We start from the raw sequence: 23,504 nt of genomic DNA on the forward strand, positions 1-23,504 counted from the left end.
ACAGCAAAGGCCCCCTGACGAGGAACTGCTGCGGTGCCCGCCAGCGAGCCTGCTGCGGACGGCTACTGGGAGCCGAAGAGGAAATCCTTGGCGTGGGCCACAGCCTTCCGGAACGCATCATTGCGCAGGGTGACCAGGTGTTCGGGTTCGCCGTCGGCAGGTTCAAGGTAGGCGGTGTAACCCGGCCTCAGGACCCAGATGTCACCCGCAGGCGGCAGGTAGAAAACGCCGAAGGACCGCTGCTGCCTTTCATCCACGGTCCACACCGGCACCACCGCAAGGGCTGCGCCGGTTGACGGGTTGATCCACTGCGCCCGCGGCAGCGGCTCCTCGTGGGCTTCAGGATCCAGGAAGGGCGCCGTTCCTTTGCCCCACCGCTGTTCAAAGCGCTCATGGAACGCCGGGATCAGGTGTGAATCGTAACGCCGCCACTCGCTCATGCGGCTCTCTCCTTCCTCGTTGTGTGTGATGTTGTGAATGCGTTGGATACTTCCCCGGTTTCCCGGAATCAGGCCCATGGCCCGCTTTCCCAGCGCACGGGCGTGACGCGGATGATGTCTCCGGCGGCTCCGCCGTTGCCGGGTACCTTCCGGACAGCGACGGGCCGGGTTGTGGACAGGGGATGGCCTGTCGATATGGTCGTGCCCGTCGATAAAGCCCGTTGCCGGTCATAGGCCGCCCGCCGGGACGGGTCGCCCAGCACCCCGTAGGCGTCCATGATCCGCAGCAGCTCGTCGTCCGGCGTGCCCTGGGCGGGATCCGCCGGGCCGACGTCGGGATGGTGGGTGCGCATGAGGCCGCGATAGGCCCGCGCAATGTCCAGACGGCCGGCGTCGGGCGGCACGTTCAGGATGGCGTAGTAGTCGGGAGGGCCGGCCATCATCGCCCACTCCTTGCAGCTCGTTGGTGCGGGGCAGGTGTTTCGAGTCTTCTGCTTACAACGCAACTTCTATGGTGGCTGATATAGATTTTTTATAGCACCCGTGAAAAACTGAAGCAAGACCGCACCAAGTACCTGGAGGACGCATGGCAGAACCGCAGGTCCCGCCTTCCGCGCGGCCCGGTTCCACTGCGGTTTACGCCATTTCGGTAGCGGCCCGGCTCACCGGCACGGGCCAGCAGAACATCCGCCTTTACGAGAACAAGGGCCTGTTGACGCCGGCCCGGACCTCCGGCGGGACGCGGCAGTACAGCGAGGATGACATCGCGGTGCTGCTGCGGATTGGCGAGTTGCTGGAACAGGGCCTGAACCTTGCCGGGGTGGCTATGGTGCTGGAACTCGAAGCCGCGAACCTGAAGCTGCACAGCGCCCTGAAGCGCGCCCGGCAGCGGCCGTCGGGCTGACAGGTCTCAGTCGCGCGGGGTTTCTGCCTTGGACAGCTCCCCCGTGACCCGTTCGCCCGGGATCCTCGTTGTCCGCCAGGTATCCAGCGCAATCACGCCGCCCAGGATCAGCAGCGAGAGCGAAAACGAGGCAAGGGTGTCCGTCAGCCAGTGGTAGCCCAGGTACAGCCTGCTCACCGACGCCAGCACGACGCCCACACCGGCACCGATGAACCCGAACACGGTGGCCCGGGTGTCCCTGCGGCGCGAAAAGATGAGGAACGTGCCCACCAGCAGGAAGTCACAGGCGCCCAGGACGTGGCCGGAGGGGAAGGAAAAGGTGTGGTCGATTCCGAAGAGCATCGTGTCCTCCGGCGGGCGGGACCGCTGGACGATGTGGAGGATGATCTGCGAGATGATGACGCCGCTGAGCATGGCTGAAGCCAGGAGGATGGGGCGCCAGGCGTGCTTCGCCGCGAATCCCCAGACCACGATGACCACCAGGACGATGATGGGCAGCGCGATGGGGCCGAAGACCACGGCAAGGAAGATCATGACGGCGGTGAGGGCGCCGGAGCGCTCTGTCAGCAGCCAGTCGCGGACCGGGCTGTCTGCAGCGGACAGGCCCTCCGCCTGCACCACGCTGACCAGGGTGGCGATGAACAGTGCCACGCCAACCACAGCCAGGATGACCGAGGCGCGGTAGAGGCCCCGCCGGTCCTCCGGTTCCACAAAGCGTTCCTCCACGACGAACTTGTCGTGGAAGGCCCGCCAGCGTCCGGTGTTCCTGCCGGCCGCCGTGTGGGACGTTCCGGAGCCTGCTGTTTCGTCCTGTGCCACCGTGGTGTCCGTCCTTGCCGCGTGGGTCAATGCCCAGTGAGTATCCATCCAGCGCAGCTTCGATAAGAAGATTGCTTAGGGTGAAGATTATCGCTGCTAAAGGGATCCCGTGGTGAACTGCCAGCTCTTTCCGGCCAGCGGGTTCCCGGCAAGGTCGCGGATGGCCGTCCCGCCGCCAACGGTCACCGTGTATTTGGTCCGGGCGGCAAGTGGTTGCTGGGGGTCGAGGATCCACTGGTTGGTGGCGCCGTTCCGCGAAACCGTGGCGGCAACCAGCGCCCCGGTGGCCGCGTTCCGCACCGTGAAGGAGGATCCGCCCACGCCCTGCACAGCCTCACTGAAGGTGGCGGTGATGTTGTTCGCCCGCCGGACCAGCAGGGCGTTACTGCCAGGGGTATAGGCCGTGACTACAGGGGCGGGTCCGGTGGTGAACCGCCAACTGGTGGTGCCCAGGGGTGTCCCGGCGGCATCACGGATGGCCGTGGTGCCACCGGTCAGGGTGGCCGTGTAGGTGCCATCTGCCGGGAGGTTCCCGGACGGGTCGAGTGTTGCTGTCCGGGTGGCGGCGTTGTAGGTGACGGTGGCGGGAATGGTGCCGCCGGCGGAGTTCTTCACTGTGAACGTTGCAACGCCAACGCCCTGGACCGCAGCGCTGAAGGTTGCCGTCACGTTGGTTCCGGCGGCAACGGCCGTGGAGTTCACCGCCGGGGACGCCGACGTCACGGCAGGAGCAGGAGCGGGCGCAGGAACCGGGGAAGGAGCAGGAGCTGTGCCTGCCGCAAAGAGCAGGCGGTTGGGTGTTCCGCCGGACGCTCCGCCGATCACCCCGGTTGTTGTGGTGGAAACCAGGGCGGCCGACACCTGCGCCGGGGTGAGTAAACGGTTCTGGGACAGCAGCAGCGCCGCGGCCCCGGCAACGTGCGGGGAGGCCATGGACGTTCCGGACATTGATGCCGTGGCGCTGGTGGAGGTGTAGTACGCGGACGTGATGCCAACGCCCGGTGCGTACAGGTCCACGCAGGAGCCGAAGTTGGAGAAGGCCGCCTGCCGGTCCGCGGAATCGCTGGCGGCAACGGTGATGGCCCCGGGCACCCGGGCCGGCGAACTGCCGCAAGCGTCCACGGCGGAATTGCCCGCGGCAACCACTGCCGCGACGCCGTCGTCCATCACTGCCTGGATGGCCGCGTCCACGGCCGTGCTGGCCGTGCCGCCCAGGCTGAGGTTGACCACTGCCGGGGCGCCGGCGGGGTGGTTGGCGGCCACCCAGTCGAGTCCCGCCACAACATCGGAGTTATGCCCGGAGCCGCTGCAGTCCAGCACGCGCACGGGCACTACTGTGGCGGCTTTGGCCACACCGTAGGTGGAGCCGGCGACGGTACCGGCAACGTGCGTGCCGTGGCCGTTGCAGTCCCCGGAGCCCAGGCCGTCGTTCACCGCGGTCCATCCGGCCGCCACCCGTCCGCCGAACTCGGCGTGCTGGGCCAGGACCCCGGTGTCCACCACGTACGCCGTCACGCCGGAACCGGTGGCCGTCCACGTGTAGGAGCCGGACAACGGCAACGGCCGCTGGTCCACCCGGTCAAGCCCCCAGGGCGCAGGCTGCTGTGACCCCGCGAGGCTGACCGGCGCGTCCGGTTCCACAGAGGCGACGCGTGCGGACCGCGCCAGCGCCGCGGCCTGGGCCGGGTTGGCGGTAACGACGGCGGCCCGCACCGCGTGGGTGAAGGTGCGTCCGACGCCGATGCCCTGCTTCCGCAGGCCGGCCGCCTCTGCGTCGACGTCCGTGGCGGCCCGGTACTGGACGATGTAGCGTACGGCCGCGCCGGGATCCGTCGTGGGCGCGGCGCCCGCCGGTCCCGCCGTCGCCAGGGCCGAGGCGCAAAGGACGGCAAGACCTGCGACGGCGGAGAACAGGGCTGCGGCGGAGGGCAGCGCAAAGAATGGGGTACGGATGGCGGGGTCCTTGGAATTTGGCTGATTGGCGGCCCGGGGAAGCACCGCCATTACCAAAAGGATAGGAGCCCGTTGCGCTGCGCCGCGGCGTCCTTGCAGGATCCTTCGCGAACCCTTGGGGGTTCCTGCGGAGACTCAGTCCCCCTGGTCTCCGGCACCCCCATCGGCGCCGGCTGCGACCGCGCCCTGGTGGTCGCGCCAGCTGTGCTCGGGCTCGAATCCGAGGAGCCGCCGGGCTTTGTCGATGGACAGCATGGTTTCGTGCTCGCCGAGTTCCTTGGTGACCTTGACGGTGGGGAAGACCTCTGCGGCGAGGCTGGCGCTGGACCGGCTCATGACGGTGTCCGCGTTGGCCACGATGAACGCTTCGAACCCCGGTTTTCCGTTCTCGAGTGCCTTCACCACCGCCTGCGCGCCGTCGCGTCCGTCGATGTAGCCCCAGAGGTTCCACTTGCGGAGCATCGCGTCGGAGTCGAAGGACGGGAAGCGCTCGTAGTCTTCGATGTCCATGACGTTGGAGAACCGCAGTCCCACGATGCTGAGGTCCGGGTCCCAGCGGGTCATTTCCACGGCCATCTGCTCTTCCAGCTTCTTGACCAGGGAGTACGTGCTTTCGGGCCGGGCCGGGTACTCCTCGTCAACGGGAATGTAGGGCGGGTCGACGTCGAACGGCAGCCCCAGCACCGTCTCGCTGGAGGCATACACCACCTTCTTGATCCCGGCGCGCCGCGCGGCCTGGAAGACGTTGTAGGTGGAGAGCATGTTGTTCTCGAACGTGGCGGCGTCCGGCAGGATGCCCGGCGCCGGTATGGCACCAAGGTGCACCACGGCGTCGAACCCGTCGTGGCGGTCATCCACCCCCAACAGTGCGTCCAGCACCTGGCCGTAATTACGCAGGTCCACCACCAGGAGCCCGGGGCTGCGTGTTCCGGCACGGTCCAGGGTCAGGACCTGGTGGCCGTCATCCGTGAGGCGGCGGACCACATGCCGGCCAAGTTTTCCGTTTCCGCCGGTTACGGCAATCTTCATGGGGTGTCCTTTTCTGGTGGGGCCGGTCAGGTGCGGGGATGGAAAGACGCCAGGAATTTCTCGACGGCGGCGATCGCCAGGGCGGTAATCTCCCCGGGGTCTCCCATGCCGTTCACGGACACCAACAGTCCGCGGCCCGCATAGGCCGAGACTACTTCATGCGTTTCCGTGTGGTAGAGCTCCAGCCTGCGGCGGAACACCTCCTCGGTGTCATCCGAGCGGCCCTGCTCCTGTGCCCGCTGGCGCATGCGCTGCTCCAGTTCGGCGTCAGGGGCCAGCAGTTCGATGACCGCATCCAGCGCCCTGCCCTGGCTGGCCAGCATGTTGTCCAGCTCCGCCACCTGCGGCGCCGTGCGGGGATAGCCATCCAGCAGGAAACCGGAACGGACGTCCGTGTCCTGCAGCCGGTCCCTGACGAGCGCATTGGTGAGGTGGTCCGGAACGAAACTGCCGCCGTCGAGATATCCCGCAGCCCGGCGGCCAAGTTCCGTTTCCCTGCTCACATTGCTGCGGAAAATGTCCCCCGTGGAGACGGCCGGAACGTTGAAGTGGCGGGCAAGGTGTTCGGCCTGCGTCCCCTTGCCCGAACCCGGCGGACCGATGATGAGCAGTCTGGTCATGTTCGCGTCCCTCCGGCGAAGTGTCCGTTGGCGTCCGGTTGCCACCGCAGCCGCGGCGACCGCTTCATTCTGCCGGTAACACCCCGCGTCCCGCCAGTCGTGGAGGCGCGGAAACATGACACTTTCGCCTGCAAAGCCATGTATATACTTCTGAATATCGGTTTAGCAGCAGGCCGTTGGAAAGTTCGTCGATCCAGCGACCTGAACCCCTTTCCGGCTTTCCGCCGGCCGGTGTCCACGGTGCCTGGCTCGTTTTGACCTGAGCGAATGGCACCAGAGAATCGTGGCCAGCGAGTCAACAGCTAAAACTGATATATCCATCACTGAACACCTGCACGAGCTGGTCCTCCGCAGCTCCGACGTTGAGGACTTCCTTAATGAACTGGCGCAGGTGTCCGCACGCAATCTTTCCGAACCCGGCGATGAGATGTTGTGCGCCATCGCCCTGCTGCGGCAGCGCAAGCCCGCTACCGTGGCCAGCAGCAGCCCGGAAGCCGCATCGATCGGCCTCCTCGAGCACCAGTACCCGCAGACGCCCAGCCTGACGGCGTCCCTGGAGAAGGTGACCGTGCATGTGCCGGACCTGGAAAAAGACGGCAGCTGGCCGGAGTACGCTGAGGCCGTCCTGGGCCAAGGGATCCGTTCTGTGCTTGCACTGCCGTTCCGGCTGGAGGGCGAAACCAAGGCCGCCCTGCTCCTGTATTCGCGGCGGCCGCACCGTTTCGAGGGGCGGGCGCTCAAGTTCGCCGAGGATTTCGTCGGCCAGACCTCGCTGGCCCTCCGCCTGGCGGTGCGCTTTGCCCACTACAGCGAGACGGCGGCAAACCTGCGCGCCACCCTTGAATCCCGGACCGTGATCGATATGGCAGTGGGCATCATCATGGCGCAGAACCGGTGCAGCCAGCAGGACGCCTTCGATATCCTCAAGACCGCATCCAGCACCCGCAACTCCAAACTCCACGAGGTGGCCAGCGCAGTGGTTAACTCCCTGGGCCAGGGACCGGCGAAGACACACTACGACGGCTAGCCCCGCCACGCTAGACTGATGCCATCTTTTGGCCTGGGGGGCTTCGATGGAACAACAACGTGTCTGCCTTGTGGTGGAGGACAACGACGATATCCGCGGTCTCATCACCGTGGTCCTGACGCGCGCCGGATTCGATGTGCGGGCAGTGGCTAGCGGCGCCGAGGGCATCGCCGCCGCAGCCGACCCGTCGGTTTCGCTGGTAACGCTGGACCTTGGGCTGCCGGATATGGACGGCCACGTGGTGGCGCGGGCCGTCCGGGCGCTGAGTAAGGCGCCGCTGCTGTTCCTGACCGCCCGCTCCGAAGAGGACGACGTCCTGGCCGGGATGGCCTCGGGTGCAGCCGCCTACCTCACCAAGCCCTTTCACCCGAAGGAACTCAAGGACCTGGCCAACCGGCTTTGCCCCACTGCGCCTGCCCCGGCGGCCTCCAGCCTCGAGGCTCCCCACATTTCACAGGCCAATCACATCAACGGCAAATCCTTCTGCTAACTGGCCTCTGTAGAAATGGGGCATGACATCCCAGCAGACCACCGAACGTAAACCAGGCCGCGTCAGGCGAGCCGTCCTCGCCGGGGCCCTAGCCCTTACTCTTTCCGCCGGCGGCGCCACCGCCTGGGCGCTCGACCGGTTCGTGGTCCAGCATGTGGAAATTTCGGACGTCTCCGCGTACCAAGCCAGCCAGGCCCGGACCGCCCAAAGCGGCACTGCCGAGTCCGGCACCACCACCGCGTCCAGCGACGGATCCGGCACGGCGGCAGTCACCACTGACACGTCCTACACGTCGGATTCGTCCAACATCAGCATCTCCACGGTGACCACCGGCAGCGGCGACAGCACCGTCACGTACTACGTTGCCGACGTCGTGCTCGATGACGCCACCGCGCTGCAGTCCGCCTTCGCCAACGACAGTTTCGGCGAGAACATCACGGAGACCACTTCCGCCATCGCCCAGGCGAACAACGCCATCTTCGCCATCAACGGCGATTACTACGGGTTCCGGGACACCGGCATCGTGATCCGCAACGGCGTAGTGTTCCGCGACGAAGGCGCCCGCCAGGGCCTCGCTTTCTACCGCGACGGCACGGTCAAGGTCTACGACGAAACCAGCACCACCGCCGAACAGCTAGTGGCGGACGGCGTCTGGAATACCCTCTCCTTCGGCCCGTCCCTCCTGGACAACGGTGAGGTGGCTTCCGGCATCGAAGACGTGGAGGTGGACACCAACTTCGGCAACCACTCCATCCAGGGCAAGCAGCCGCGCACGGCCGTGGGCATCATCGATGAGAACCACCTGGTGTTCGTGGTGGTGGATGGCCGCAGCCCGGGCTACAGCGCCGGCGTCACCATGACCGGCCTGGCCGAAATCATGCAGGGCCTGGGCGCCACCACCGCGTACAACATCGACGGCGGCGGCTCGTCCACCATGTACTTCAACGGCGGGCTGGTCAACAACCCGCTGGGCGAGAACAAGGAACGCGGCACCTCCGACATCCTCTACATCGCCGGGTAGGCGGCCATGATCATCCTGATCCCGGCCTACGAACCGGACCACCATTTGCCCGCCCTGATCCGCCGGATCCGCGCCGCCGAGCCGTGGACCGCCGTCGTGGTGGTTGATGACGGCAGCGGCCCCGCCTACAAGGACGTGTTCGACGACGTCAGGGCACTGGGGTGCCACGTCCTCAGCTACGCACGCAACCGGGGGAAGGGCTTCGCCCTGAAGGCCGGCTTCGGCTTCATCGCGGACAACCTGCCCGGCCATGACGTGGTGTGTGCCGACGGCGATGGCCAGCACATGGTGACGGACATCCTCAGGGTGGCCGGCAAACTCCACGGGAACGGCAGCGATCCCCGCGGAGCGGCCACCATGGTGCTCGGCAGCAGGAGCTTCACGGGCGACGTGCCTGCCCGCAGCCGCCTCGGCAATACGGCCACGAAGGCGCTGTTCACCCTTGCCACCGGCGAGCGCATCCCGGACACCCAAACCGGACTCCGCGGCTACCCGGCCGCCATGCTCCCTTGGCTCCGGTCCGTCCGCGGCGACCGGTACGAGTACGAGCTGAACATGTTGCTGGAAGCGAAAAACGCCGGCTATTCCATCCAGTCCATTGATATCGCCACCGTGTACCTGGACCACAACGCCGGTTCCCACTTCCGCCCGCTGGCAGACTCCGTGCGCATCTACGCCCCGCTCCTGAAGTTCCTCGGCTCGTCCTTCACGGCGTTCCTGGTGGACACCACGGTGTTCCTGCTGCTCACGGTTCTGGTGGATTCGCTGCTCCTGGCCGTGCTGGGAGCCCGGGCGGTGAGTTCCGCCGTGAACTTCCTGGTGAACCGCCATGTGGTGTTCGAACACGGCAGGCAACGACCGGCCCGGTCCGTGGGGGTCCGCTATTTCAGCCTGGTGGCGGTACTCCTCGTCGCCAACGTTGCGCTGATCCGGGCCCTCGAGGCGATTGCCGTGCCGGCCCCGGCGGCCAAAATCCTGGCCGAAATCATGCTGCTCGCCATCAGCTTCTCGGTACAGCAGCGCTGGCTTTTCGCCCGGAAACAAGATCGTCTTCCTGCCGCAGAACCCGCACGCGAAGAGGCTGGAAAGGCTGCCGGCAAATCCCCCTCCGAAGCTCATATATCCGGCTAGGTTCCGTCACAGCACCTGCACAGTATGGCCGGGCATCGTAAGAAACAGCCCACCGAAAAACATTCCGGAGAATTCCATGAACCTCATTTTCATCCTCGCCGACCTGGCAGCCATCAGCATCCTCACCTTCGCCCTCTACCTCCGCCGCCACCGCCGGCGCGACCTGGTGGTCTCCTACCTCGGCATGAACGTGGGGGTCCTGGCCGTCGCCACAGCACTGTCAGGCTCAGCGGCCGGGCTGGGACTGGGGCTGGGACTGTTCGGCGTCCTGTCCATCATCAGGCTCCGCTCCACCGAACTGGCCCAGCACGAGGTGGCCTACTACTTCTCGGCGCTGGCCCTGGGCCTGATCGCCGGGCTCGGCATCGAGCCGCTCTGGCTGACCGTTTCGCTGATGGCCCTGATCCTGCTGGTGATGTTCGTGGGCGACCACCCCAAGGTCCTGCCGGCGCACCGCCACCAGACCGTCATCCTGGACCGGGCCATCGCCGAAGACGGCGAGCTGTACGCCCGGCTGGAGGAAGTGCTGCACGGCAAGGTCCACTCCGCCACCATCCAGCAGCTGGACCTGGTCAATGACAAGACCATCGTGGACGTCCGCTACGCCTACTCCCCCGCCGTCTACCCCGCCCCTTCCGTCCCGGGAACCCTCACGGGAGATACGACGACGGCGCCCGCCACAGCAGGCACCATCCCCGCCGCTGAGTACATCCCCAGCCCGGAGCAGCTTCCCGGCCACGTCCAGGCAGGCGTGCGATGAATCCGGCGGGCGCCGCCGTCGGGAACCTCCATCTCTTCCCCTCCGTGGGACTGGACGAACTGAACGAGGAGGCCGCACTCCAGACCCGCGTGGACCGGAAGTACGTGCTGGCCACCGGGACCGCACGGCACCTGCTGGCCAGCTTCGGGGCGGACATGCGGGTCCTGGAAATGGATGGCGCCCGCAGCTTCGCCTATGACTCCGTCTACTTCGACACCGCCGCCCTGGACAGCTACCTGCTGGCAGCCCACGGCCGGCGCCGCCGCTACAAGATCCGCACGCGGACCTATGTGGACAGCGCCATCAGCTTCCTGGAGGTCAAGACCGAGGGCGCCCGGGAAGCAACCGTCAAGGAACGCATTCCATACCTGCCCGAAGACCGTTCGCGGCTGACTGCCGAGGGGCTGGACTACGTCCGGGAAACTCTGGCCGCCGCAGTAGGTTCGGTCCCCGCCGGAACCCTGGAACCCGTCCTCGAAACCCGGTACCAGCGCACCACCTTCTACCTCCGGGAGTCCGGCAGCCGCGCCACCATCGATACGGGTGTGACGTGGCAGCGGCCCGGCCGGGAGCCGTGGCTCCTGCACGACGCCGTCATCCTCGAGACCAAATCCTGTTCAACCGCCGGGCCGCTGGACCGGCACCTCTGGGCGGCCGGCGTCAGGCCGTCCCGGATCTCCAAGTTCGCCACCGGGATGGCCGCCCTCCGGCCCGAGCTTCCCGCCAACCGGTGGAACCGCACGTTGTCCCGCAGCCTCCCCCTCCGCCCAGCCGCCTGAGAGGCCGCCCTTCCGACCCGCCTGACTGGGCGCCTGGCTGGCCGACTGGCCAACAGTACGCTGCCCGGCACACCATCCTGTACGCCTTACCACCTGCTCCCCCACCCAAGGACACTCCATGAAAAGCCTCCGCACTTACCTTTCCGTTGCAGCCATGGCAGCCGCCATCGGCCTGGCCGGCTGCTCCGTGGCCGGCACGTCCCCCACCGGCATCACCGGCACCTCAAACACCGGTTCCTCCAGCCCGGTCTCCTCCAGCTCCGCCGGCACCACCACGGCGGTGTCACTGGACACGCTTGCCCAGGACACCCACTTCGACGGCGACGACCTCACCTGGGATGCCGCCTCCGAAGTAGCCGTCACCTTGGCTGACGGCGCCAGTGCCGTGGCCTCGGGGCCGTTATCCGGCGTCTCGGTAGACGGCGACACTGTCACCTTCAGTGCCGCGGGCACCTACCGCCTCAGCGGGTCGCTCACCGACGGCAGGATCGTGGTGGCCGCCGGCGAAGAGGACACCATCCGCATCATCCTGGACGGCGCCACCCTGGCCAACTCCACGGGGTCCCCCTTCATGGTGGAAAGCGCAGACGAGGCGATCATCTACCTGGCGGACGGCACCAACAACTCGATCAGCGACGCCGCCACCTACGCCGATCAGGGAACGGACGCCCCCAACGCCGCGCTCTATTCCAAGGCGGACCTCACTATCGCCGGCCCGGGCACCCTGGCCGTGGACGGCAACTACAACGACGGCATCTCCAGCAAGGACGGGCTGGTCCTGGCCGGCGGTACCGTAACGGTAGACGCGGCAGACGACGGCATCGTGGGAAAGGACTATGCCGTGCTGCTGGACGGCGCCTACCAGGTGACCGCGGCCGACGACGGCTTCAAGTCGGACAACGAGGAGGACGAGGGCCGCGGCTGGGTCCTCCTCAACGGCGGCACCCTCACCGTGACGGCCGGCGATGACGGCGTCAAGGCCTTCAACACCCTCACCATCGCCGCCGGCGACACCACCGTCAAGGAATCCGAGGAGGGCCTGGAGGCCCAGCACATCGTAGTGTCCGGCGGCACCGCCAACATCACCTCCAACGACGACGGCGTGAACGCCTCGGGCGGCAGCAGCACGGCCTCCTCCAGTACAGGAGCAGGCGGCGGCAGCATGGAAGCGGGCGATTACACCGTGGACATCAGCGGTGGCCTGCTGACCATCAATGCGCAGGGCGATGGCCTCGACTCCAACGGCAACGCCACCATTTCCGGCGGCACCGTGGTGGTCAATGGCCCCACGAATGACGGGAACGGTGCCCTGGACGTCAACGGCGAACTCGCCGTATCCGGCGGCACCGTGGCCGCTGCCGGCAGCGCGGGCATGGCGGTCACCCCCGGGGCGTCCTCCACCCAGTCCGGCCTGCAGGTGACGCTCGGCTCGTCCGTCCCGGCGGGCACCGTCATCCAGATCGCCGATCCCTCCGGGACCGTGGTGGCAGCGTTCGTCACCACCAAGGCCGCTGCGTCGCTGGTGTTCTCCTCAGCGGCGATCACCGCGGGCACCGAATACACCGTCTACACCGGGGGCACGGCCACGGTGAGCGCGGGCCTGGGTGAGGGCTCGCTCGACGGCGCCACGAAGGTTGACATCATCACCGCCGGCGAATACACGGCGGAACAGGGACCCGGCGGCGGAGGCGGCTTCCGCAGGTAAGCCTCCGGCTCAAACATCCGGCGACGGCGATTTCCCGCCGTCGCCGGATGTTATTAACCCAGCTTGGCCGGTCAGCCCTGCTTGGCCAGGAAGCCGAGCAGGGCTTCGTTGACCTCGGCGGCGTGGGTCAGGAGCAGGCCATGCGGCGCTCCCTCGATTTCCACGTACTCGGCCTCCGGCAGTGCCTTGGCGAACAGCCGCCCGGTGGAGTCGATGGGCAGGATGTTGTCCGCGGTGCCGTGCACGATCAGCGCAGGAACGTCGATCTTGGGGATGTCCTGGCGGAAGTCCGTGATCCAGGTGGCCTGCGCGGCCACGGACGCGGTGGCACCGGAGCCTGCGGCCACGTTCCAGCTGGCGGTGACGGCCTCCTGGCTGAGGCGGGGTGTGCCCAGGAACGTGTCCGAGTTGTAGAAGTTCTTGAAGAACCCGGTGAAGAACGCATACCGGTCCGCGGTGACGGCTTCCTTCAGCCCGTCGAAGACCTCCTGCGGAACACCGCCGGGGTTGTCGTCGGTCTTAAGCAGGAACGGTTCCAGGGACCCGAGGAAGGCGGCCTTGGCAACGCGCTCCGACCCGTAGGTGCCCAGGTAGCGTGCCACCTCGCCCGTGCCCATGGAGAATCCCACGAGGACGGTGTTGCTGAGGTCCAGCGTGGTCAGCAGGGTATTGAGGTCCGCCGCGAACGTGTCGTAGTCATAGCCTTCGGTGGTCTTGCTGGACTTCCCGAAGCCGCGCCGGTCGTAGGTGATCACGCGGTAGCCGGCAGCCAGGAGGGCAGTGGCCTGCCGTTCCCAAGAGGCACCGTCCAGTGGGTAGCCGTGGATCAGCACCACCGGCTGGCCGGAGCCGTGGTCCTCATAGTAGAGCTCGATGTCGGTGCTGTTTTCAGTTCCAACGGTAATGAAAGCCATCGCGGCGAATTCCTTTCGAGACTGATCGGAGCAGGCGGGCGGCATGCCAATACCTGCGCAGTCCCTACTCTAGGACCGCTCCGGCCGTTCTCCAGCCGCGGGGCGGCCCTGTCCGCCTACTGGGACGGCTGCGGCAGCTCACAGGTGATCTGCGGGTTGACGCCCATGTAGTTCAGCGGCCCCGCGACGATTGTGACGGCGACGGTGCCTGCTTCTGCGCAGGACCCGGGCGCTCCGCCGAAATAGCCCCGCTGCCAGGCGGCCACGCCGCCGATGATCAGCCAGATGACGATGAGGGCTCCCACGAATTTCATCTTTCCTCCAAAGGCCGCGCAGCTGTGCGATCCATTATCCAACTGCGGCGCCCCGGCACCATAGTGCGGGGCAGGGCCTTCATATGACACTATATGCGCATGAATGCAGATAAGAATAGATGCTCGCTGGGCGCGGACAGCCAATACGTGGAGCTGGCCGTGGAGGTCTTTTCCATGCTGGCCGACGCCACGCGGGTACGGATCATCCTGGCGCTGCGCGAGGGCGAAATGGCCGTGGGTGCACTGGCTGACGTGGTGGGCAAGTCCCCTGCCGCCGTCTCGCAGCACCTGGCGAAAATGCGGCTGGCCCGCATGGTCTCCACCCGCCAGGACGGGACCCGGGTGCTGTACCGGCTGGAGAACGAGCATGCCCGCCAGCTCGTGGCCGACGCCATCTTCCAGGCGGAGCACGCACTGGGTGGCGAACCGGCCCACCACCGACTGCCCGGCAAAGGCGGAGAGGGGCACGCCTCGTGAACGGGCCGGGCCAGCAGGCGGCCCAGCCCACCCACCACGGGCACGGCCACAACGACCACAGCCACGGGCACGACGGCGACCACAGTCACGAGCACAGCCATGACCACGGCCACCATCATCACAGCGGCGTCAGGGGCTGGCTGATGGAGCTGTTCGTGCCCCACACGCACGACTCCGCGGATTCGATCGACGATGCGATGCAGGCCAGCACCGAGGGGATCCGCGCCCTGAAAATCAGCCTGTTCGTGCTGCTGGGCACTACCGTGCTGCAGTTCATGGTGGTGCTTTTCAGCAGTTCCGTGGCGCTGCTCGCCGACACCATCCATAACTTTTCCGATGCCCTGACGGCGGTGCCGCTGTGGATCGCTTTCATCCTGGGCCGGAAGGCGGCCTCCCGCCGCTACACGTTCGGGTTCGGGCGGGCGGAGGACCTGGCCGGGCTCTTCATCGTGGGGGTGGTGGCCCTCTCGGCCGTGGTGGCTGGCTGGCAGTCCATGGACCGGCTGATCCATCCGCAGCCGCTCCAGAACCTCGGCTGGGTGATGGCGGCCGGGCTGATCGGCTTCGCCGGAAACGAGGCCGTGGCCATGTACCGCATCCGGGTAGGCCGCAGAATCGGCTCCGCCGCGTTGGTGGCCGACGGCGTCCATGCCAGGACGGACGGCTTCACATCCCTGGCTGTGGTGCTGGGTGCCCTTGGCGTCATGCTGGGCTTCCCGCTGGCGGACCCCATCGTGGGCCTGCTGATTTCAGTGGCGATCATGGTGCTGCTGTGGGGAACCGTCCGCAGTATCGGTCGCCGGCTCATGGACGGCATTGAACCCGACCTGGTGTCCCGTGCCGCCGTGGCGCTGGAAGGCACCCCGGGAGTTCTTGGGGTGCAGCGCCTGCAGCTGCGCTGGAGCGGCCACCGGCTGCAGGGCACCGCCATCTTGCTGGTGGAGGACGGCAGCCTGTCCTCGGCCCAGGATGTGCTGGACCAGGCGGGCCACCGGCTCAGGCACGCCCTGCCGAAGCTGGATGACATGGTCCTGTCACCCGGCAGGCGGTCCTAGAGCCGGCGGCGGTGCTGTGGTCAGGCCCGGGCGGTCTTGCCCGGCAGCGCCAGCTTGAAGATCTTGCCCCAGGTGGAGCCGACCTGCTTCAGCAGCGGGCCGGTGGTGTACTTCAGACCGTAGCGCTGGCAGATTTCACGGACCTTGGGAGCAACCTCGGCGTACCGGTTGGAGGGCAGGTCCGGGAAGAGGTGGTGTTCGATCTGGTGCGAGAGGTTACCGGTCATGATGTGCATGAACTTCGATCCGGAGATGTTGGCGGAGCCGATCATCTGGCGGATGTACCAGTCGCCGCGGGTTTCGCCTTCCGCCATTTCCTCCGTGAAGGTGTCCGTGCCTTCCGGGAAGTGGCCGCAGAAGATCACTGCGTGGGCCCAGACGTTGCGCACGGCGTTGGCGGTCAGCGTTCCGTAGAGCGCCTGCTTTCCGGAACCGGTCAGCATGGCAACAGCCGGAGTCGCGGCGTAGTCCTTGGTGAACTGCGTGACCACCTTCTTGCCCAGGGCCTTGAGGTCCTTGAGCAGCGCTTCCTTGGACTTCTTGCCTTCCTTGAACTCGGTCAGTTCGAGGTCGTAGATGGCGATGCCCCACTCGAAGAGGGGTGCCAGGATGGCGTTGTACAGCGGGTTGCCAAGGTTCATCGGCTTCCACGGCTGCTGTTCGTCCATCCGCAGGAGGTTGTATCCGACGTCGTTGTCCTTGCCCACCACGTTGGTCCAGCGGTGGTGCAGGTCGTTGTGGGTGTGCTGCCACGAGCGCGAGGGGGTGACAAAGTCCCACTCCCAGGTGGTGGAGTGGATATCCGGGTCCCGCATCCAGTCCCACTGGCCGTGCAGCACGTTGTGCCCGATTTCCATGTTTTCCAGGATCTTGGCCAGGCTCAGCAGGGTGGTACCGGTGACCCAGGCAGCCTTGTTCTTGCCAACCAGCAGTGCGGCGCGGCCGGAAATTTCAAGGCCGCGCTGGACCTTGATCACCCGGCGGATGTAGGCGGCGTCTTCAGCGCCGCGCTTGGCGAGGACCTCGTCACGGATGGCGTCGAGCTCGCGGCCCAGCTCCGCCACCTGCTCGTCCGTCAGGTGGGCGGCAGCAGGCGGCCGTACGGTGGGGCTGCCGGAATCGGCAAGCTTGCCGGGGCGCGTCCTTGACGTGCCGGCGTTCGCCCCTCCGGTGGAGGCGGCCTTAGCGGGTGAGATGACAGACATTATTCTGCTCCTCAGAGTTCGAGGTTGACGGGTCCGGCAGCTGCCGAGACACACGTTTGGATCAGTTGGCCGGGATCGCCGTGAATTTCGCCGGTGCGGAGGTCGCGGACCTGGCCGGCCAGGAGCGGGGTGAGGCAGCTGTGGCAGATACCCATGCGGCAACCGCTGGGCATCAGCACCCCGGCGTCCTCGCCGATGTCGAGGATGGGGGTGTCGCCGTCGGCCTCCACTTCCCGGTCCGAGGCTTCAAAGGTGACGAGGCCGCCGTCGTGCCCCACCCCGGCGTTGAAGGTGGTGTTGAAGCGTTCGATCATCAGGTTGCCGGCATCTCCGGCCACCGCGACATCGGTGCCGGGCGCGGCGGTGGTGAGGGCGGCGCGCTTCCACAGCGCCTCGGCGTCATCCAGGAAGCTGTCCGGGCCGCAGGCGTAGGCTGCCCGTTCCTTCCAGTCGGGGCAGATCTCGTCCAGCTCCTTGGTGCTGGAGAAGTCCATCCGGCCCTGCTCGCCGGTGTACCAGTGCGCCAGCCTGAAGTTGGGGAACTGGTCTGCGAGCTCCGCCAGTTCCTCACGGAACAGGCTGTCCCCGGGGGTACGGGCCGAGTGGACCAGTACGACGTCGGCATCCGGACGCCGCGGCACCAGGGTACGGATCATGGACATCACCGGTGTGATGCCGCTGCCCGCGGTGACCATGAGGAGGGGGCGGGGATGCTCCGGCAGCACGAAGTCACCCTGCGGCGGGGCCAGGAACAGGACATCGCCGGGCTTGGTGGAACGCACCAGGGTGCCGGATACGGCACCGACGTCCGTGACCGTGATGGCCGGGTCCTTGCCGGCGGGGGCGCTGAGTGAGTAGGAGCGCCAGTGGCGGACCCCGTCGAGTTCGACGCCGATGCGGGCCCACTGCCCGGCAAGGTGCGCCTTCCAGCCGCGGCCGGGACGGAAGAAGATTGTGGCCGACTGGGCGGTCTCCTGGACCACCTTGGTGACGACGCCCCTGAGCTGCCGTGCTGAGTAGACAGGGTTGAAAAGCGAGAGGACGTCCTCTGGCGTTAAAGGGGTGGTGAGTACCGAAGCCGCTTGGGCCAGCTGTCGTAGCCGGATCATGCGTTAAAGCCTAGGGCGGCGCGAGCCATATTTCTCTCTCTCCGTCATATGACCGTTCAGCAGTCACAGTGTAGTTGGGGCGCGAAGCCCCCACACCGCACCTTAAGAGTAACGGTTCGGTCTCGTCAAAGGTTCCCAGCGTCCTACCGGCTCCATCCCAGTGACGGGGCCACGAACTGCGCAATGTGGCCAAGGAGCTTGGCGTTGAAGTCCACGCCCAGCTGGTTGGGGACGGTCAGCAGCAGGGTGTCAGCCGCTTGGACAGCGGTGTCCGCCGCCAGTTCCTCCGCGAGCCGGTCGGGCTCGCCCACATAGCTTTTTCCGAACCGCGCCGTGAGCCCGTCAATGATGCCCACCTGATCCCGGCCGTCGCGGAGGGCGCTGCCGGCGAAGTAGCGGCGGTCCTCGTCGTCCACGATGGGCAGCACGCTGCGACTGACCGAGATCCTCGGCTGGTGGGAGTGGCCGGCTGCATGCCAGGTATCCCGGAACAGCTGGATCTGTTCCGCCTGGAGTTCGTGGAAAGGCACGCCAGTGTCCTCGGTGAGCAGGGTGGAGCTCATCAGGTTCATGCCGAGCTCCGCCGCCCAGACGGCCGTTTTGCGGGTGCCGGCTCCCCACCAGATCCGCTCCGCCAGTCCGGGCGACTGCGGCTGAACGGGCAGGAGGCCCGTGGCACCACCTGCATACCGGGGGTCGGCTTCGGCTACTCCTGCTCCCGTGATCGCTTTACGGAACAGCTCGGTGTGGCGGCGCGCCATGTCGGCGTCGGTTTCGCCGTCCCCGGGCACGTAGCCGAAAGCCGACGCGCCCTGCCGGGCCGGCTCGGGTGAGCCGCGGCTGATGCCGAGCTGAAGCCTGCCCCCGCTGATCAGGTCAGTGGCTGCCGCTTCCTCCGCCATGTAGAGCGGGTTCTCGTAGCGCATGTCAATGACACCGGTACCGATCTCGATCCGGCGGGTGCGTGCTGCGATGGCCGCAAGGAGCGGAAACGGCGAGGCCTGCTGGCGGGCGAAGTGGTGGACCCGGAAGAAGGCACCGTCCACACCGAGTTCCTCGGCGGCTACGGCTAATTCGATGCCCTGCACCAGCGCCTCGCCCGCGGTCCTGGTGCGGGAACCCTGGCCGGGTCCCCAGTGGCCGAATGAAAGGAATCCCATGCGCTCCATACCTGCCCCAACCTCCGGCTGCCCAGTGGCATTCCCGCGTTGCCGGGATTCCCGGCTGGCATGATGGCCGGGTGGGTATCCCGGAAGAAACCGTCAGCGTCCTCAAGACCATCGTGCTGTTCGTGCTGGCCGCCGTGGCAGAAATCGGCGGGGCCTGGCTGGTGTGGCAGGCGGTCCGGGAAGGCAAGGACTGGTGGTGGGCGGGACTGGGCGTGATTGCCCTGGGCGCCTACGGCTTTGTGGCCACCCTCCAGCCGGACGCCCACTTCGGCCGGATCCTGGCTGCCTACGGCGGGGTGTTCGTTGCCGGTTCCCTCGCCTGGGGAATGATTTTCGACGGTTTCCGGCCCGACCGGTGGGACGTGGCCGGCTCCGTCATCTGCCTGCTGGGGGTGGCAGTCATCATGTTTGCCCCGCGAAGCGCCGGCTGACCCCGAGCTCAGGCAGCCGCAGCATGCACGGTCCCCTGAAACGGGGCCAAGGGCGCGCACAGCGGCGCCGCTAAACTGGCACCGTGACCAACAGCCAGCAAGCACCGGGAGACGACGCACCGCCGCCGCGCGGCAAGATCGCCGAACGGCTGCTGCCCGGCGGCGAGGAACCGGACCCCAGGTTCACCCTCGCCAACGAACGGACGTTCCTCGCCTGGATCCGGACCTCCCTGGCCCTGCTGGCCGGCGGCATCGCCATCGAGGCATTCACCTCGGACCTGTTCCTGGAACCCGTCCGCAAGGGCCTGGCCATCGTGCTGCTCCTGCTGGGCATGCTGCTCAGCGCCGGGGCCGCGCTGAGGTGGCTCCGCGTGGAACGCAGCATGCGGCACAAGGCGCCCCTTCCCCTGCCGCTCATTGTGCCCCTGCTGGCCGGGGCAGGCGCGGTGGCGGCCGCCGTCGTCCTCGTTTTTGTCCTCTGGCGCTGACTCCTGTGGCACCGTCCCTTCCAGCGGGAGATACCCACGGTGATCCGGGCCTGCAGCCGGAGCGCACCTCGCTGGCCTGGGGCCGGACCATGCTGGCCCTGGTGACGGCGAGCGCACTTTTCCTGCGTTGGCTGCCGCACCACGGGCTTCCCATCCTGCTGTTGTTCGGGGTCTCTGCCGGGGCTGCCCTGGCCATCTACCTCACGCAGCGCAGGCGGTACGGCGCCAAGTCGCGTGGTGTCTCCCGGGAACACGTGGACGCCGACATCACCGCGGTGCTCTGGACGGCTTTCACCGGTATTGCCCTGGGAGTCCTGGGGATCGGTGTGGTGCTCGCCGGGTGACGTGCGGGAAGCCGCCGCCTAGAACATGGGCAGGACGAAGCCTGCCAGCAGCGCCACGGAACCAATGGCCGTCAGGACACGCCCCAGCACCGAGGCTGTTTTCGCGGCTTCCTCAGGCGGAGTGATCTGCCATTGCGTGGGGCGCTTGGGATGGTAGTAAACGGGCAGGGTATCGCCCACCGCCAGGTCCCTGATGTCATGGGGAGACATGGGGGCATTGTGCACCTGGTGCTTCCGGTCCAGCCACCTGAAGCCCACGCCGGTTTGGTCCGAGTACACCACGGCCTCGGCCACGTCCCAGGGGTGCACGAAGCGTCGCTGGAAGCCCACGTAAAAGAGCAGCAGCAAGCCAACGGGCAGGCACATCCACGTCAGCATTTCCAGGATTGGTCCTGCCATATCGAGCACATCGGGCATGACCTTGATGGTACCGCCCGGGGGCTGGTGGCATCAGCACAGACTACGTACCCTGAGGAGACCGGTCCGAACGAAGGGGAGAGCATGAATGACGAAGACATCCTGACGCGTATCCAGGCCCTCGTGGACGAGGAGCATTCCCTTCGGGAGGGGCCCGGGGATGGCCAGGCGCCGGACCACGCCAGGCTGCGCCAAGTGGAAATCAGCCTGGACCAGTGCTGGGACCTGCTGCGGCAGCGCCGGGCGAAAAAAGACTCCGGCGAGAATCCCGATGAAGCCGAGACCCGTCCCGTCCGCGAGGTGGAGGGTTACAAGCAGTAGCCCTGGGCACGGGCGTGCATGATGGATACAACAGATCGGAGTTCATCCATGCGCCTCGCAGTCGCCCAAGTCATCAGCAGCGCCGATACGGCAGCCAACCTGGAGCTCATCCGGGGGTACGCCACGCAGGCCAAGGCGGCCGGCGCGGAGTTGGTGGTCTTCCCCGAAGCCGCGATGCGTGCCTTCGGCCATTCGCTTACCGATATCGCAGAGCCGCTGGACGGCCCGTGGGCGGACAAGGTCCGCACCATCGCCAACGAACTGGACATTGCGATCGTGGCCGGGATGTTCACGCCGGGGAAGGACGGCCGCGTCCGCAACACCCTCCTGGTTACCGGGCCCAGCCTCGACACTTCGTACGACAAGGTGCACCTGTTTGATGCCTTCGGTTTCACCGAGTCCAAGACGGTGGACGCCGGCCAGAGCCCGGTGACGTTTGAGCTCAACGGGACGGTCTTCGGCCTGGCCACTTGCTACGACGTCCGTTTCCCGGCCCTCTTCACGGCCAATGCCCGCGCCGGGGCGCAGGTCAACATTGTCTGCGCGTCCTGGGGTGCCGGCGAAGGCAAAGCAGAGCAGTGGGACCTCTTGGTGCGCGCCAGGGCCCTGGACAGCACCACCTTCGTGGTGGCCTGCGGCCAGGGCGACCCCGAAACCATCGGTGCCGGGCCCGCCGGCAGCGCCCCCACGGGGATCGGCCACAGCGCCGTCATCTCCCCGCTGGGCAGCGCCCTGGTTGCGCTGGGCGGAAAGCCGGAACTCGCCGTCGTGGACGTCGATCCCACCATCATTGAGGACGTCCGCACCAAGCTGCCCGTCCTGGCCAACGCCCGCCAGTTCTAGGGGCAGGCCCGTCGCCACCGGAGCCATAGCAGCTCAGCTCAACGGCGGTGAGTCGCCGTTCACGGGCGGGAAACCTTCGCCGATCTGGGCACGACGGCGGGAGCTCACCTTGGGATTCTCCTGTGCACCTTTGGCTGCGGGCCCGCGCAGGCCGGGCAAGGGCTGTCCGGGCCTTATCGGTGGGAGGGCGTTTACATGCCTGAAACATTGCTGACACGCGAACTTCACGCAGGCGCGTTTTGTGTAACGTAACGGCAACTTTCCGCAACATCGGATGAAACATGGGCGACGAAAAATAGACCCCGGGGGAAAAGCCGGGGTGGCACATCACCCCGTTGAACCTCATGCGAAGGGACCACCGGTGGAGATCTCTGCCCAACACGTCTGGCTGCTTATCTCGGCAGCGATGGTACTGCTGATGACCCCCGGGCTCGGTCTCTTCTACGGCGGCATGACCCGCGCCAAGGCCGCGCTGAACATGATCATGATGAGCTTCATCTCCGCGGGCATCGTCGGCGTTGTCTGGGTCCTGTGGGGCTACTCAATGACCACCGGCGACGGCTTCCTGGGCATCTTCGGCAACCCCTTCACCAATTTCGGGCTGCAGAACCTGATGGGCTCCCCGGACCTGATCAAGGCTGGCTACAGCGCAACCTTCGCCATCATCACCGTGGCCCTGATCAGCGGCGCTATTGCAGACCGTGCCAAGTTCAGCGCTTGGGCCGTGTTCGTGCCGGTATGGATCACCCTGATCTACTGCCCCCTCGCCTACATGATCTGGGGCGGCGGACTGATGAGCGCCGGCGGTGCAGTGACGGCCATTTTCGGCCAGGTCATCGACTTCGCGGGTGGCGCCGTGGTGGAAATCAGCTCCGGCACGGCCGCGCTGGTGCTCGCCGTCATCGTGGGCCAGCGCCACGGCTTTGCGAAAGACCCCAACCACCGCCCCCACAACCTCCCTTTCATCATGCTGGGTGCGGCCCTGTTGTGGTTCGGCTGGTTCGGATTCAACGGTGGAGCGGCGACCAGCGCCGAACAGGCCGGCCTCATCTGGATCAACACCCTGGTAACTCCTGCCGCAGCCATGCTCAGCTGGCTGGTGACCGAAAAGATCCGCCACGGCCACCCCACTTCCCTGGGGGCCGCCTCCGGCGTGGTGGCCGGCCTCGTGGCGATCACGCCTTCCTGCGCCAACATCAGCCCGGTGGCCGCAATCGGCCTGGGCCTGATGGCAGGTGCTGCGTGCGCCGTCTTCGTTGACCTCAAGTACCGCTTCGGACTCGATGACTCCCTGGACGTGGTGGGCGTCCACCTCGGCGCCGGACTTATCGGCACCCTGGCGCTCGGGTTCATTGCCCTGCCGTCAGCCGGCCAGGCCGGGGGTCTTTTCTACGGCGGTGGCGTGCAGCAGCTCATTGCCCAGACGGCGGCGGTAGTCATCACGCTGCTGGTCTCAGGGCTGGGCACCCTGGTGATCGGCCGCGCCATCAACAAGACCATCGGCTTCCGGGTCAGCCACGAAGCCGAAACGGCTGGCGTGGACCTGTCCGAGCACGCCGAGAGCGCCTACGCGTTCAACGAGGTGGGCGCCGGCTTCAACCCGCTGCGGGCGGTATTCGGCCACATTCCGGCCGGCGGGCACTCCGCAGACCGCCAGGCCGCCGACGGTTCAGACCGCGAGGTTTCAGACACCCAGGGCCCGGGCCGTCAGGCAAAGGAAGATACTTTCGCCTGACGGC

The 23,504-nt window shown here is 66.8% G+C and carries 28 protein-coding genes; 16 read left to right on the top strand and 12 right to left on the bottom strand.

The window, feature by feature from the left end:
• Positions 1-62: 62 nt before the first annotated feature.
• Both ACP3TD_RS17245 and ACP3TD_RS17250 read right to left on the bottom strand, forming a co-directional pair.
• Positions 63-440: a hypothetical protein gene (locus ACP3TD_RS17245; RefSeq protein WP_426764196.1), complete on the bottom strand. Its 378-nt coding sequence runs from the start codon at positions 438-440 to the stop codon at positions 63-65.
• Positions 441-508: 68 nt separating this feature from the next.
• Complete coding sequence (locus ACP3TD_RS17250) at positions 509-883, bottom strand: J domain-containing protein (protein WP_426764197.1); 375 nt, start codon at positions 881-883, stop codon at positions 509-511.
• A gap of 143 nt (positions 884-1,026) precedes the next feature.
• Here ACP3TD_RS17250 and ACP3TD_RS17255 point away from each other — a divergent pair, with 143 nt between their 5' ends.
• Positions 1,027-1,344, top strand: coding sequence for a MerR family transcriptional regulator (locus ACP3TD_RS17255; RefSeq protein WP_426764198.1), 318 nt, complete (start codon positions 1,027-1,029; stop codon positions 1,342-1,344).
• Between the two features lie 6 nt (positions 1,345-1,350).
• On the opposite strand, the gene ACP3TD_RS17260 is transcribed toward ACP3TD_RS17255, so the two are convergent.
• The 4 genes from ACP3TD_RS17260 to ACP3TD_RS17275 all read right to left on the bottom strand — a co-directional run bounded on the left by ACP3TD_RS17260 (position 1,351) and on the right by ACP3TD_RS17275 (position 5,765).
• Positions 1,351-2,211: a phosphatase PAP2 family protein gene (locus ACP3TD_RS17260; protein WP_426764199.1), complete on the bottom strand. Its 861-nt coding sequence runs from the start codon at positions 2,209-2,211 to the stop codon at positions 1,351-1,353.
• A gap of 48 nt (positions 2,212-2,259) precedes the next feature.
• Positions 2,260-4,167: a S8 family serine peptidase gene (locus ACP3TD_RS17265; RefSeq protein WP_426764200.1), complete on the bottom strand. Its 1,908-nt coding sequence runs from the start codon at positions 4,165-4,167 to the stop codon at positions 2,260-2,262.
• 84 nt (positions 4,168-4,251) lie between these two features.
• On the bottom strand, positions 4,252-5,145 hold the full coding sequence (locus tag ACP3TD_RS17270) for an NAD-dependent epimerase/dehydratase family protein (RefSeq protein ID WP_426764201.1): 894 nt from the start codon (positions 5,143-5,145) through the stop codon (positions 4,252-4,254).
• Positions 5,146-5,171: 26 nt separating this feature from the next.
• Positions 5,172-5,765 carry an adenylate kinase gene (locus ACP3TD_RS17275; RefSeq protein WP_426764202.1) on the bottom strand — a complete coding sequence of 198 codons (594 nt, stop codon included), beginning with the start codon at positions 5,763-5,765 and terminating at the stop codon, positions 5,172-5,174.
• A gap of 283 nt (positions 5,766-6,048) precedes the next feature.
• Between ACP3TD_RS17275 and ACP3TD_RS17280 the strand changes: the two genes are divergently transcribed.
• The 7 genes from ACP3TD_RS17280 (at position 6,049) to ACP3TD_RS17310 (ending at position 12,678) form a co-directional block, all read left to right on the top strand.
• Positions 6,049-6,792: an ANTAR domain-containing protein gene (locus ACP3TD_RS17280; RefSeq protein ID WP_426764204.1), complete on the top strand. Its 744-nt coding sequence runs from the start codon at positions 6,049-6,051 to the stop codon at positions 6,790-6,792.
• A gap of 46 nt (positions 6,793-6,838) precedes the next feature.
• Positions 6,839-7,282, top strand: coding sequence for a response regulator transcription factor (locus ACP3TD_RS17285; protein WP_426764205.1), 444 nt, complete (start codon positions 6,839-6,841; stop codon positions 7,280-7,282).
• A gap of 22 nt (positions 7,283-7,304) precedes the next feature.
• Entirely contained in the window at positions 7,305-8,303 is a 999-nt protein-coding gene (locus ACP3TD_RS17290) for a phosphodiester glycosidase family protein (protein ID WP_426764206.1), read from the top strand.
• Between the two features lie 6 nt (positions 8,304-8,309).
• Positions 8,310-9,434 (top strand): GtrA family protein, encoded by a 1,125-nt coding sequence (locus ACP3TD_RS17295; RefSeq protein ID WP_426764207.1) that lies wholly within the window; start codon positions 8,310-8,312, stop codon positions 9,432-9,434.
• A gap of 76 nt (positions 9,435-9,510) precedes the next feature.
• Complete coding sequence (locus tag ACP3TD_RS17300) at positions 9,511-10,194, top strand: DUF4956 domain-containing protein (protein ID WP_426764208.1); 684 nt, start codon at positions 9,511-9,513, stop codon at positions 10,192-10,194.
• Positions 10,191-10,973, top strand: a complete 783-nt coding sequence (locus tag ACP3TD_RS17305) for a polyphosphate polymerase domain-containing protein (protein ID WP_426764209.1) — start codon at positions 10,191-10,193, stop codon at positions 10,971-10,973. The genes ACP3TD_RS17300 and ACP3TD_RS17305 overlap by 4 nt, the downstream gene beginning before the upstream one ends.
• Before the next feature lie 118 nt (positions 10,974-11,091).
• Positions 11,092-12,678 carry a carbohydrate-binding domain-containing protein gene (locus ACP3TD_RS17310; RefSeq protein WP_426764210.1) on the top strand — a complete coding sequence of 529 codons (1,587 nt, stop codon included), beginning with the start codon at positions 11,092-11,094 and terminating at the stop codon, positions 12,676-12,678.
• 71 nt (positions 12,679-12,749) lie between these two features.
• Here ACP3TD_RS17310 and ACP3TD_RS17315 read toward each other — a convergent pair whose 3' ends face one another.
• A complete protein-coding gene (locus tag ACP3TD_RS17315; protein ID WP_426764211.1) occupies positions 12,750-13,592 on the bottom strand; it encodes an alpha/beta fold hydrolase in 843 nt (280 codons plus the stop codon).
• 116 nt (positions 13,593-13,708) lie between these two features.
• Positions 13,709-13,906: a hypothetical protein gene (locus ACP3TD_RS17320; protein ID WP_015938384.1), complete on the bottom strand. Its 198-nt coding sequence runs from the start codon at positions 13,904-13,906 to the stop codon at positions 13,709-13,711.
• 99 nt (positions 13,907-14,005) lie between these two features.
• Between ACP3TD_RS17320 and ACP3TD_RS17325 the strand changes: the two genes are divergently transcribed.
• The gene (locus ACP3TD_RS17325) at positions 14,006-14,383 is read left to right on the top strand and encodes an ArsR/SmtB family transcription factor (RefSeq protein WP_426764212.1); all 378 of its coding nucleotides are present in this window, start codon (positions 14,006-14,008) and stop codon (positions 14,381-14,383) included.
• Positions 14,384-14,526: 143 nt separating this feature from the next.
• Positions 14,527-15,438: a cation diffusion facilitator family transporter gene (locus tag ACP3TD_RS17330; RefSeq protein WP_426767283.1), complete on the top strand. Its 912-nt coding sequence runs from the start codon at positions 14,527-14,529 to the stop codon at positions 15,436-15,438.
• Between the two features lie 20 nt (positions 15,439-15,458).
• Here the strand turns inward: ACP3TD_RS17330 and ACP3TD_RS17335 are convergent, their stop codons facing one another.
• From ACP3TD_RS17335 to ACP3TD_RS17345, 3 genes are all read right to left on the bottom strand, one after another.
• The gene (locus ACP3TD_RS17335) at positions 15,459-16,643 is read right to left on the bottom strand and encodes a fatty acid desaturase family protein (RefSeq protein WP_426764213.1); all 1,185 of its coding nucleotides are present in this window, start codon (positions 16,641-16,643) and stop codon (positions 15,459-15,461) included.
• Between the two features lie 11 nt (positions 16,644-16,654).
• Positions 16,655-17,752 (bottom strand): ferredoxin reductase, encoded by a 1,098-nt coding sequence (locus tag ACP3TD_RS17340; protein WP_091723109.1) that lies wholly within the window; start codon positions 17,750-17,752, stop codon positions 16,655-16,657.
• 143 nt (positions 17,753-17,895) lie between these two features.
• Positions 17,896-18,921 (bottom strand): LLM class flavin-dependent oxidoreductase, encoded by a 1,026-nt coding sequence (locus ACP3TD_RS17345; protein WP_426764214.1) that lies wholly within the window; start codon positions 18,919-18,921, stop codon positions 17,896-17,898.
• Between the two features lie 71 nt (positions 18,922-18,992).
• Between ACP3TD_RS17345 and ACP3TD_RS17350 the strand changes: the two genes are divergently transcribed.
• The 3 genes from ACP3TD_RS17350 to ACP3TD_RS17360 all read left to right on the top strand — a co-directional run bounded on the left by ACP3TD_RS17350 (position 18,993) and on the right by ACP3TD_RS17360 (position 20,184).
• The gene (locus ACP3TD_RS17350; protein ID WP_426764216.1) at positions 18,993-19,352 is read left to right on the top strand and encodes a YnfA family protein; all 360 of its coding nucleotides are present in this window, start codon (positions 18,993-18,995) and stop codon (positions 19,350-19,352) included.
• An 83-nt stretch (positions 19,353-19,435) separates the two neighbouring features.
• Positions 19,436-19,840, top strand: a complete 405-nt coding sequence (locus ACP3TD_RS17355) for a YidH family protein (RefSeq protein WP_426764217.1) — start codon at positions 19,436-19,438, stop codon at positions 19,838-19,840.
• A 5-nt stretch (positions 19,841-19,845) separates the two neighbouring features.
• Positions 19,846-20,184, top strand: coding sequence for a DUF202 domain-containing protein (locus tag ACP3TD_RS17360; protein ID WP_426764218.1), 339 nt, complete (start codon positions 19,846-19,848; stop codon positions 20,182-20,184).
• Between the two features lie 18 nt (positions 20,185-20,202).
• On the opposite strand, the gene ACP3TD_RS17365 is transcribed toward ACP3TD_RS17360, so the two are convergent.
• Positions 20,203-20,601: a hypothetical protein gene (locus ACP3TD_RS17365; protein WP_426764219.1), complete on the bottom strand. Its 399-nt coding sequence runs from the start codon at positions 20,599-20,601 to the stop codon at positions 20,203-20,205.
• A gap of 84 nt (positions 20,602-20,685) precedes the next feature.
• Between ACP3TD_RS17365 and ACP3TD_RS17370 the strand changes: the two genes are divergently transcribed.
• The 3 genes from ACP3TD_RS17370 to ACP3TD_RS17380 all read left to right on the top strand — a co-directional run bounded on the left by ACP3TD_RS17370 (position 20,686) and on the right by ACP3TD_RS17380 (position 23,500).
• Complete coding sequence (locus ACP3TD_RS17370) at positions 20,686-20,922, top strand: DUF2630 family protein (protein ID WP_426764220.1); 237 nt, start codon at positions 20,686-20,688, stop codon at positions 20,920-20,922.
• A gap of 48 nt (positions 20,923-20,970) precedes the next feature.
• A complete protein-coding gene (locus ACP3TD_RS17375; protein WP_426764221.1) occupies positions 20,971-21,765 on the top strand; it encodes a carbon-nitrogen hydrolase family protein in 795 nt (264 codons plus the stop codon).
• A gap of 361 nt (positions 21,766-22,126) precedes the next feature.
• A complete protein-coding gene (locus tag ACP3TD_RS17380; RefSeq protein WP_426764222.1) occupies positions 22,127-23,500 on the top strand; it encodes an ammonium transporter in 1,374 nt (457 codons plus the stop codon).
• Positions 23,501-23,504 lie beyond the last annotated feature (4 nt).

The sequence above is a fragment of the Pseudarthrobacter sp. 1G09 genome (assembly GCF_050038305.1).
GTDB lineage: Bacteria > Actinomycetota > Actinomycetes > Actinomycetales > Micrococcaceae > Arthrobacter > Arthrobacter equi.

What these genes read in the sequence shown, in the direction of transcription:
- ACP3TD_RS17245 (WP_426764196.1), bottom strand. Translation starts at nt 440, where the DNA reads ATGAGCGAGTGGCGGCGTTACGATTCACACCTGATCCCGGCGTTCCAT.
- ACP3TD_RS17250 (WP_426764197.1), bottom strand. Translation starts at nt 883, where the DNA reads ATGATGGCCGGCCCTCCCGACTACTACGCCATCCTGAACGTGCCGCCC.
- ACP3TD_RS17255 (WP_426764198.1), top strand. Translation starts at nt 1,027, where the DNA reads ATGGCAGAACCGCAGGTCCCGCCTTCCGCGCGGCCCGGTTCCACTGCG.
- ACP3TD_RS17260 (WP_426764199.1), bottom strand. Translation starts at nt 2,211, where the DNA reads ATGGATACTCACTGGGCATTGACCCACGCGGCAAGGACGGACACCACG.
- ACP3TD_RS17265 (WP_426764200.1), bottom strand. Translation starts at nt 4,167, where the DNA reads ATGGCGGTGCTTCCCCGGGCCGCCAATCAGCCAAATTCCAAGGACCCC.
- ACP3TD_RS17270 (WP_426764201.1), bottom strand. Translation starts at nt 5,145, where the DNA reads ATGAAGATTGCCGTAACCGGCGGAAACGGAAAACTTGGCCGGCATGTG.
- ACP3TD_RS17275 (WP_426764202.1), bottom strand. Translation starts at nt 5,765, where the DNA reads ATGACCAGACTGCTCATCATCGGTCCGCCGGGTTCGGGCAAGGGGACG.
- ACP3TD_RS17285 (WP_426764205.1), top strand. Translation starts at nt 6,839, where the DNA reads ATGGAACAACAACGTGTCTGCCTTGTGGTGGAGGACAACGACGATATC.
- ACP3TD_RS17290 (WP_426764206.1), top strand. Translation starts at nt 7,305, where the DNA reads ATGACATCCCAGCAGACCACCGAACGTAAACCAGGCCGCGTCAGGCGA.
- ACP3TD_RS17295 (WP_426764207.1), top strand. Translation starts at nt 8,310, where the DNA reads ATGATCATCCTGATCCCGGCCTACGAACCGGACCACCATTTGCCCGCC.
- ACP3TD_RS17300 (WP_426764208.1), top strand. Translation starts at nt 9,511, where the DNA reads ATGAACCTCATTTTCATCCTCGCCGACCTGGCAGCCATCAGCATCCTC.
- ACP3TD_RS17305 (WP_426764209.1), top strand. Translation starts at nt 10,191, where the DNA reads ATGAATCCGGCGGGCGCCGCCGTCGGGAACCTCCATCTCTTCCCCTCC.
- ACP3TD_RS17310 (WP_426764210.1), top strand. Translation starts at nt 11,092, where the DNA reads ATGAAAAGCCTCCGCACTTACCTTTCCGTTGCAGCCATGGCAGCCGCC.
- ACP3TD_RS17315 (WP_426764211.1), bottom strand. Translation starts at nt 13,592, where the DNA reads ATGGCTTTCATTACCGTTGGAACTGAAAACAGCACCGACATCGAGCTC.
- ACP3TD_RS17320 (WP_015938384.1), bottom strand. Translation starts at nt 13,906, where the DNA reads ATGAAATTCGTGGGAGCCCTCATCGTCATCTGGCTGATCATCGGCGGC.
- ACP3TD_RS17325 (WP_426764212.1), top strand. Translation starts at nt 14,006, where the DNA reads ATGAATGCAGATAAGAATAGATGCTCGCTGGGCGCGGACAGCCAATAC.
- ACP3TD_RS17330 (WP_426767283.1), top strand. Translation starts at nt 14,527, where the DNA reads ATGGAGCTGTTCGTGCCCCACACGCACGACTCCGCGGATTCGATCGAC.
- ACP3TD_RS17335 (WP_426764213.1), bottom strand. Translation starts at nt 16,643, where the DNA reads ATGTCTGTCATCTCACCCGCTAAGGCCGCCTCCACCGGAGGGGCGAAC.
- ACP3TD_RS17340 (WP_091723109.1), bottom strand. Translation starts at nt 17,752, where the DNA reads ATGATCCGGCTACGACAGCTGGCCCAAGCGGCTTCGGTACTCACCACC.
- ACP3TD_RS17345 (WP_426764214.1), bottom strand. Translation starts at nt 18,921, where the DNA reads ATGGAGCGCATGGGATTCCTTTCATTCGGCCACTGGGGACCCGGCCAG.
- ACP3TD_RS17365 (WP_426764219.1), bottom strand. Translation starts at nt 20,601, where the DNA reads ATGCCCGATGTGCTCGATATGGCAGGACCAATCCTGGAAATGCTGACG.
- ACP3TD_RS17370 (WP_426764220.1), top strand. Translation starts at nt 20,686, where the DNA reads ATGAATGACGAAGACATCCTGACGCGTATCCAGGCCCTCGTGGACGAG.
- ACP3TD_RS17375 (WP_426764221.1), top strand. Translation starts at nt 20,971, where the DNA reads ATGCGCCTCGCAGTCGCCCAAGTCATCAGCAGCGCCGATACGGCAGCC.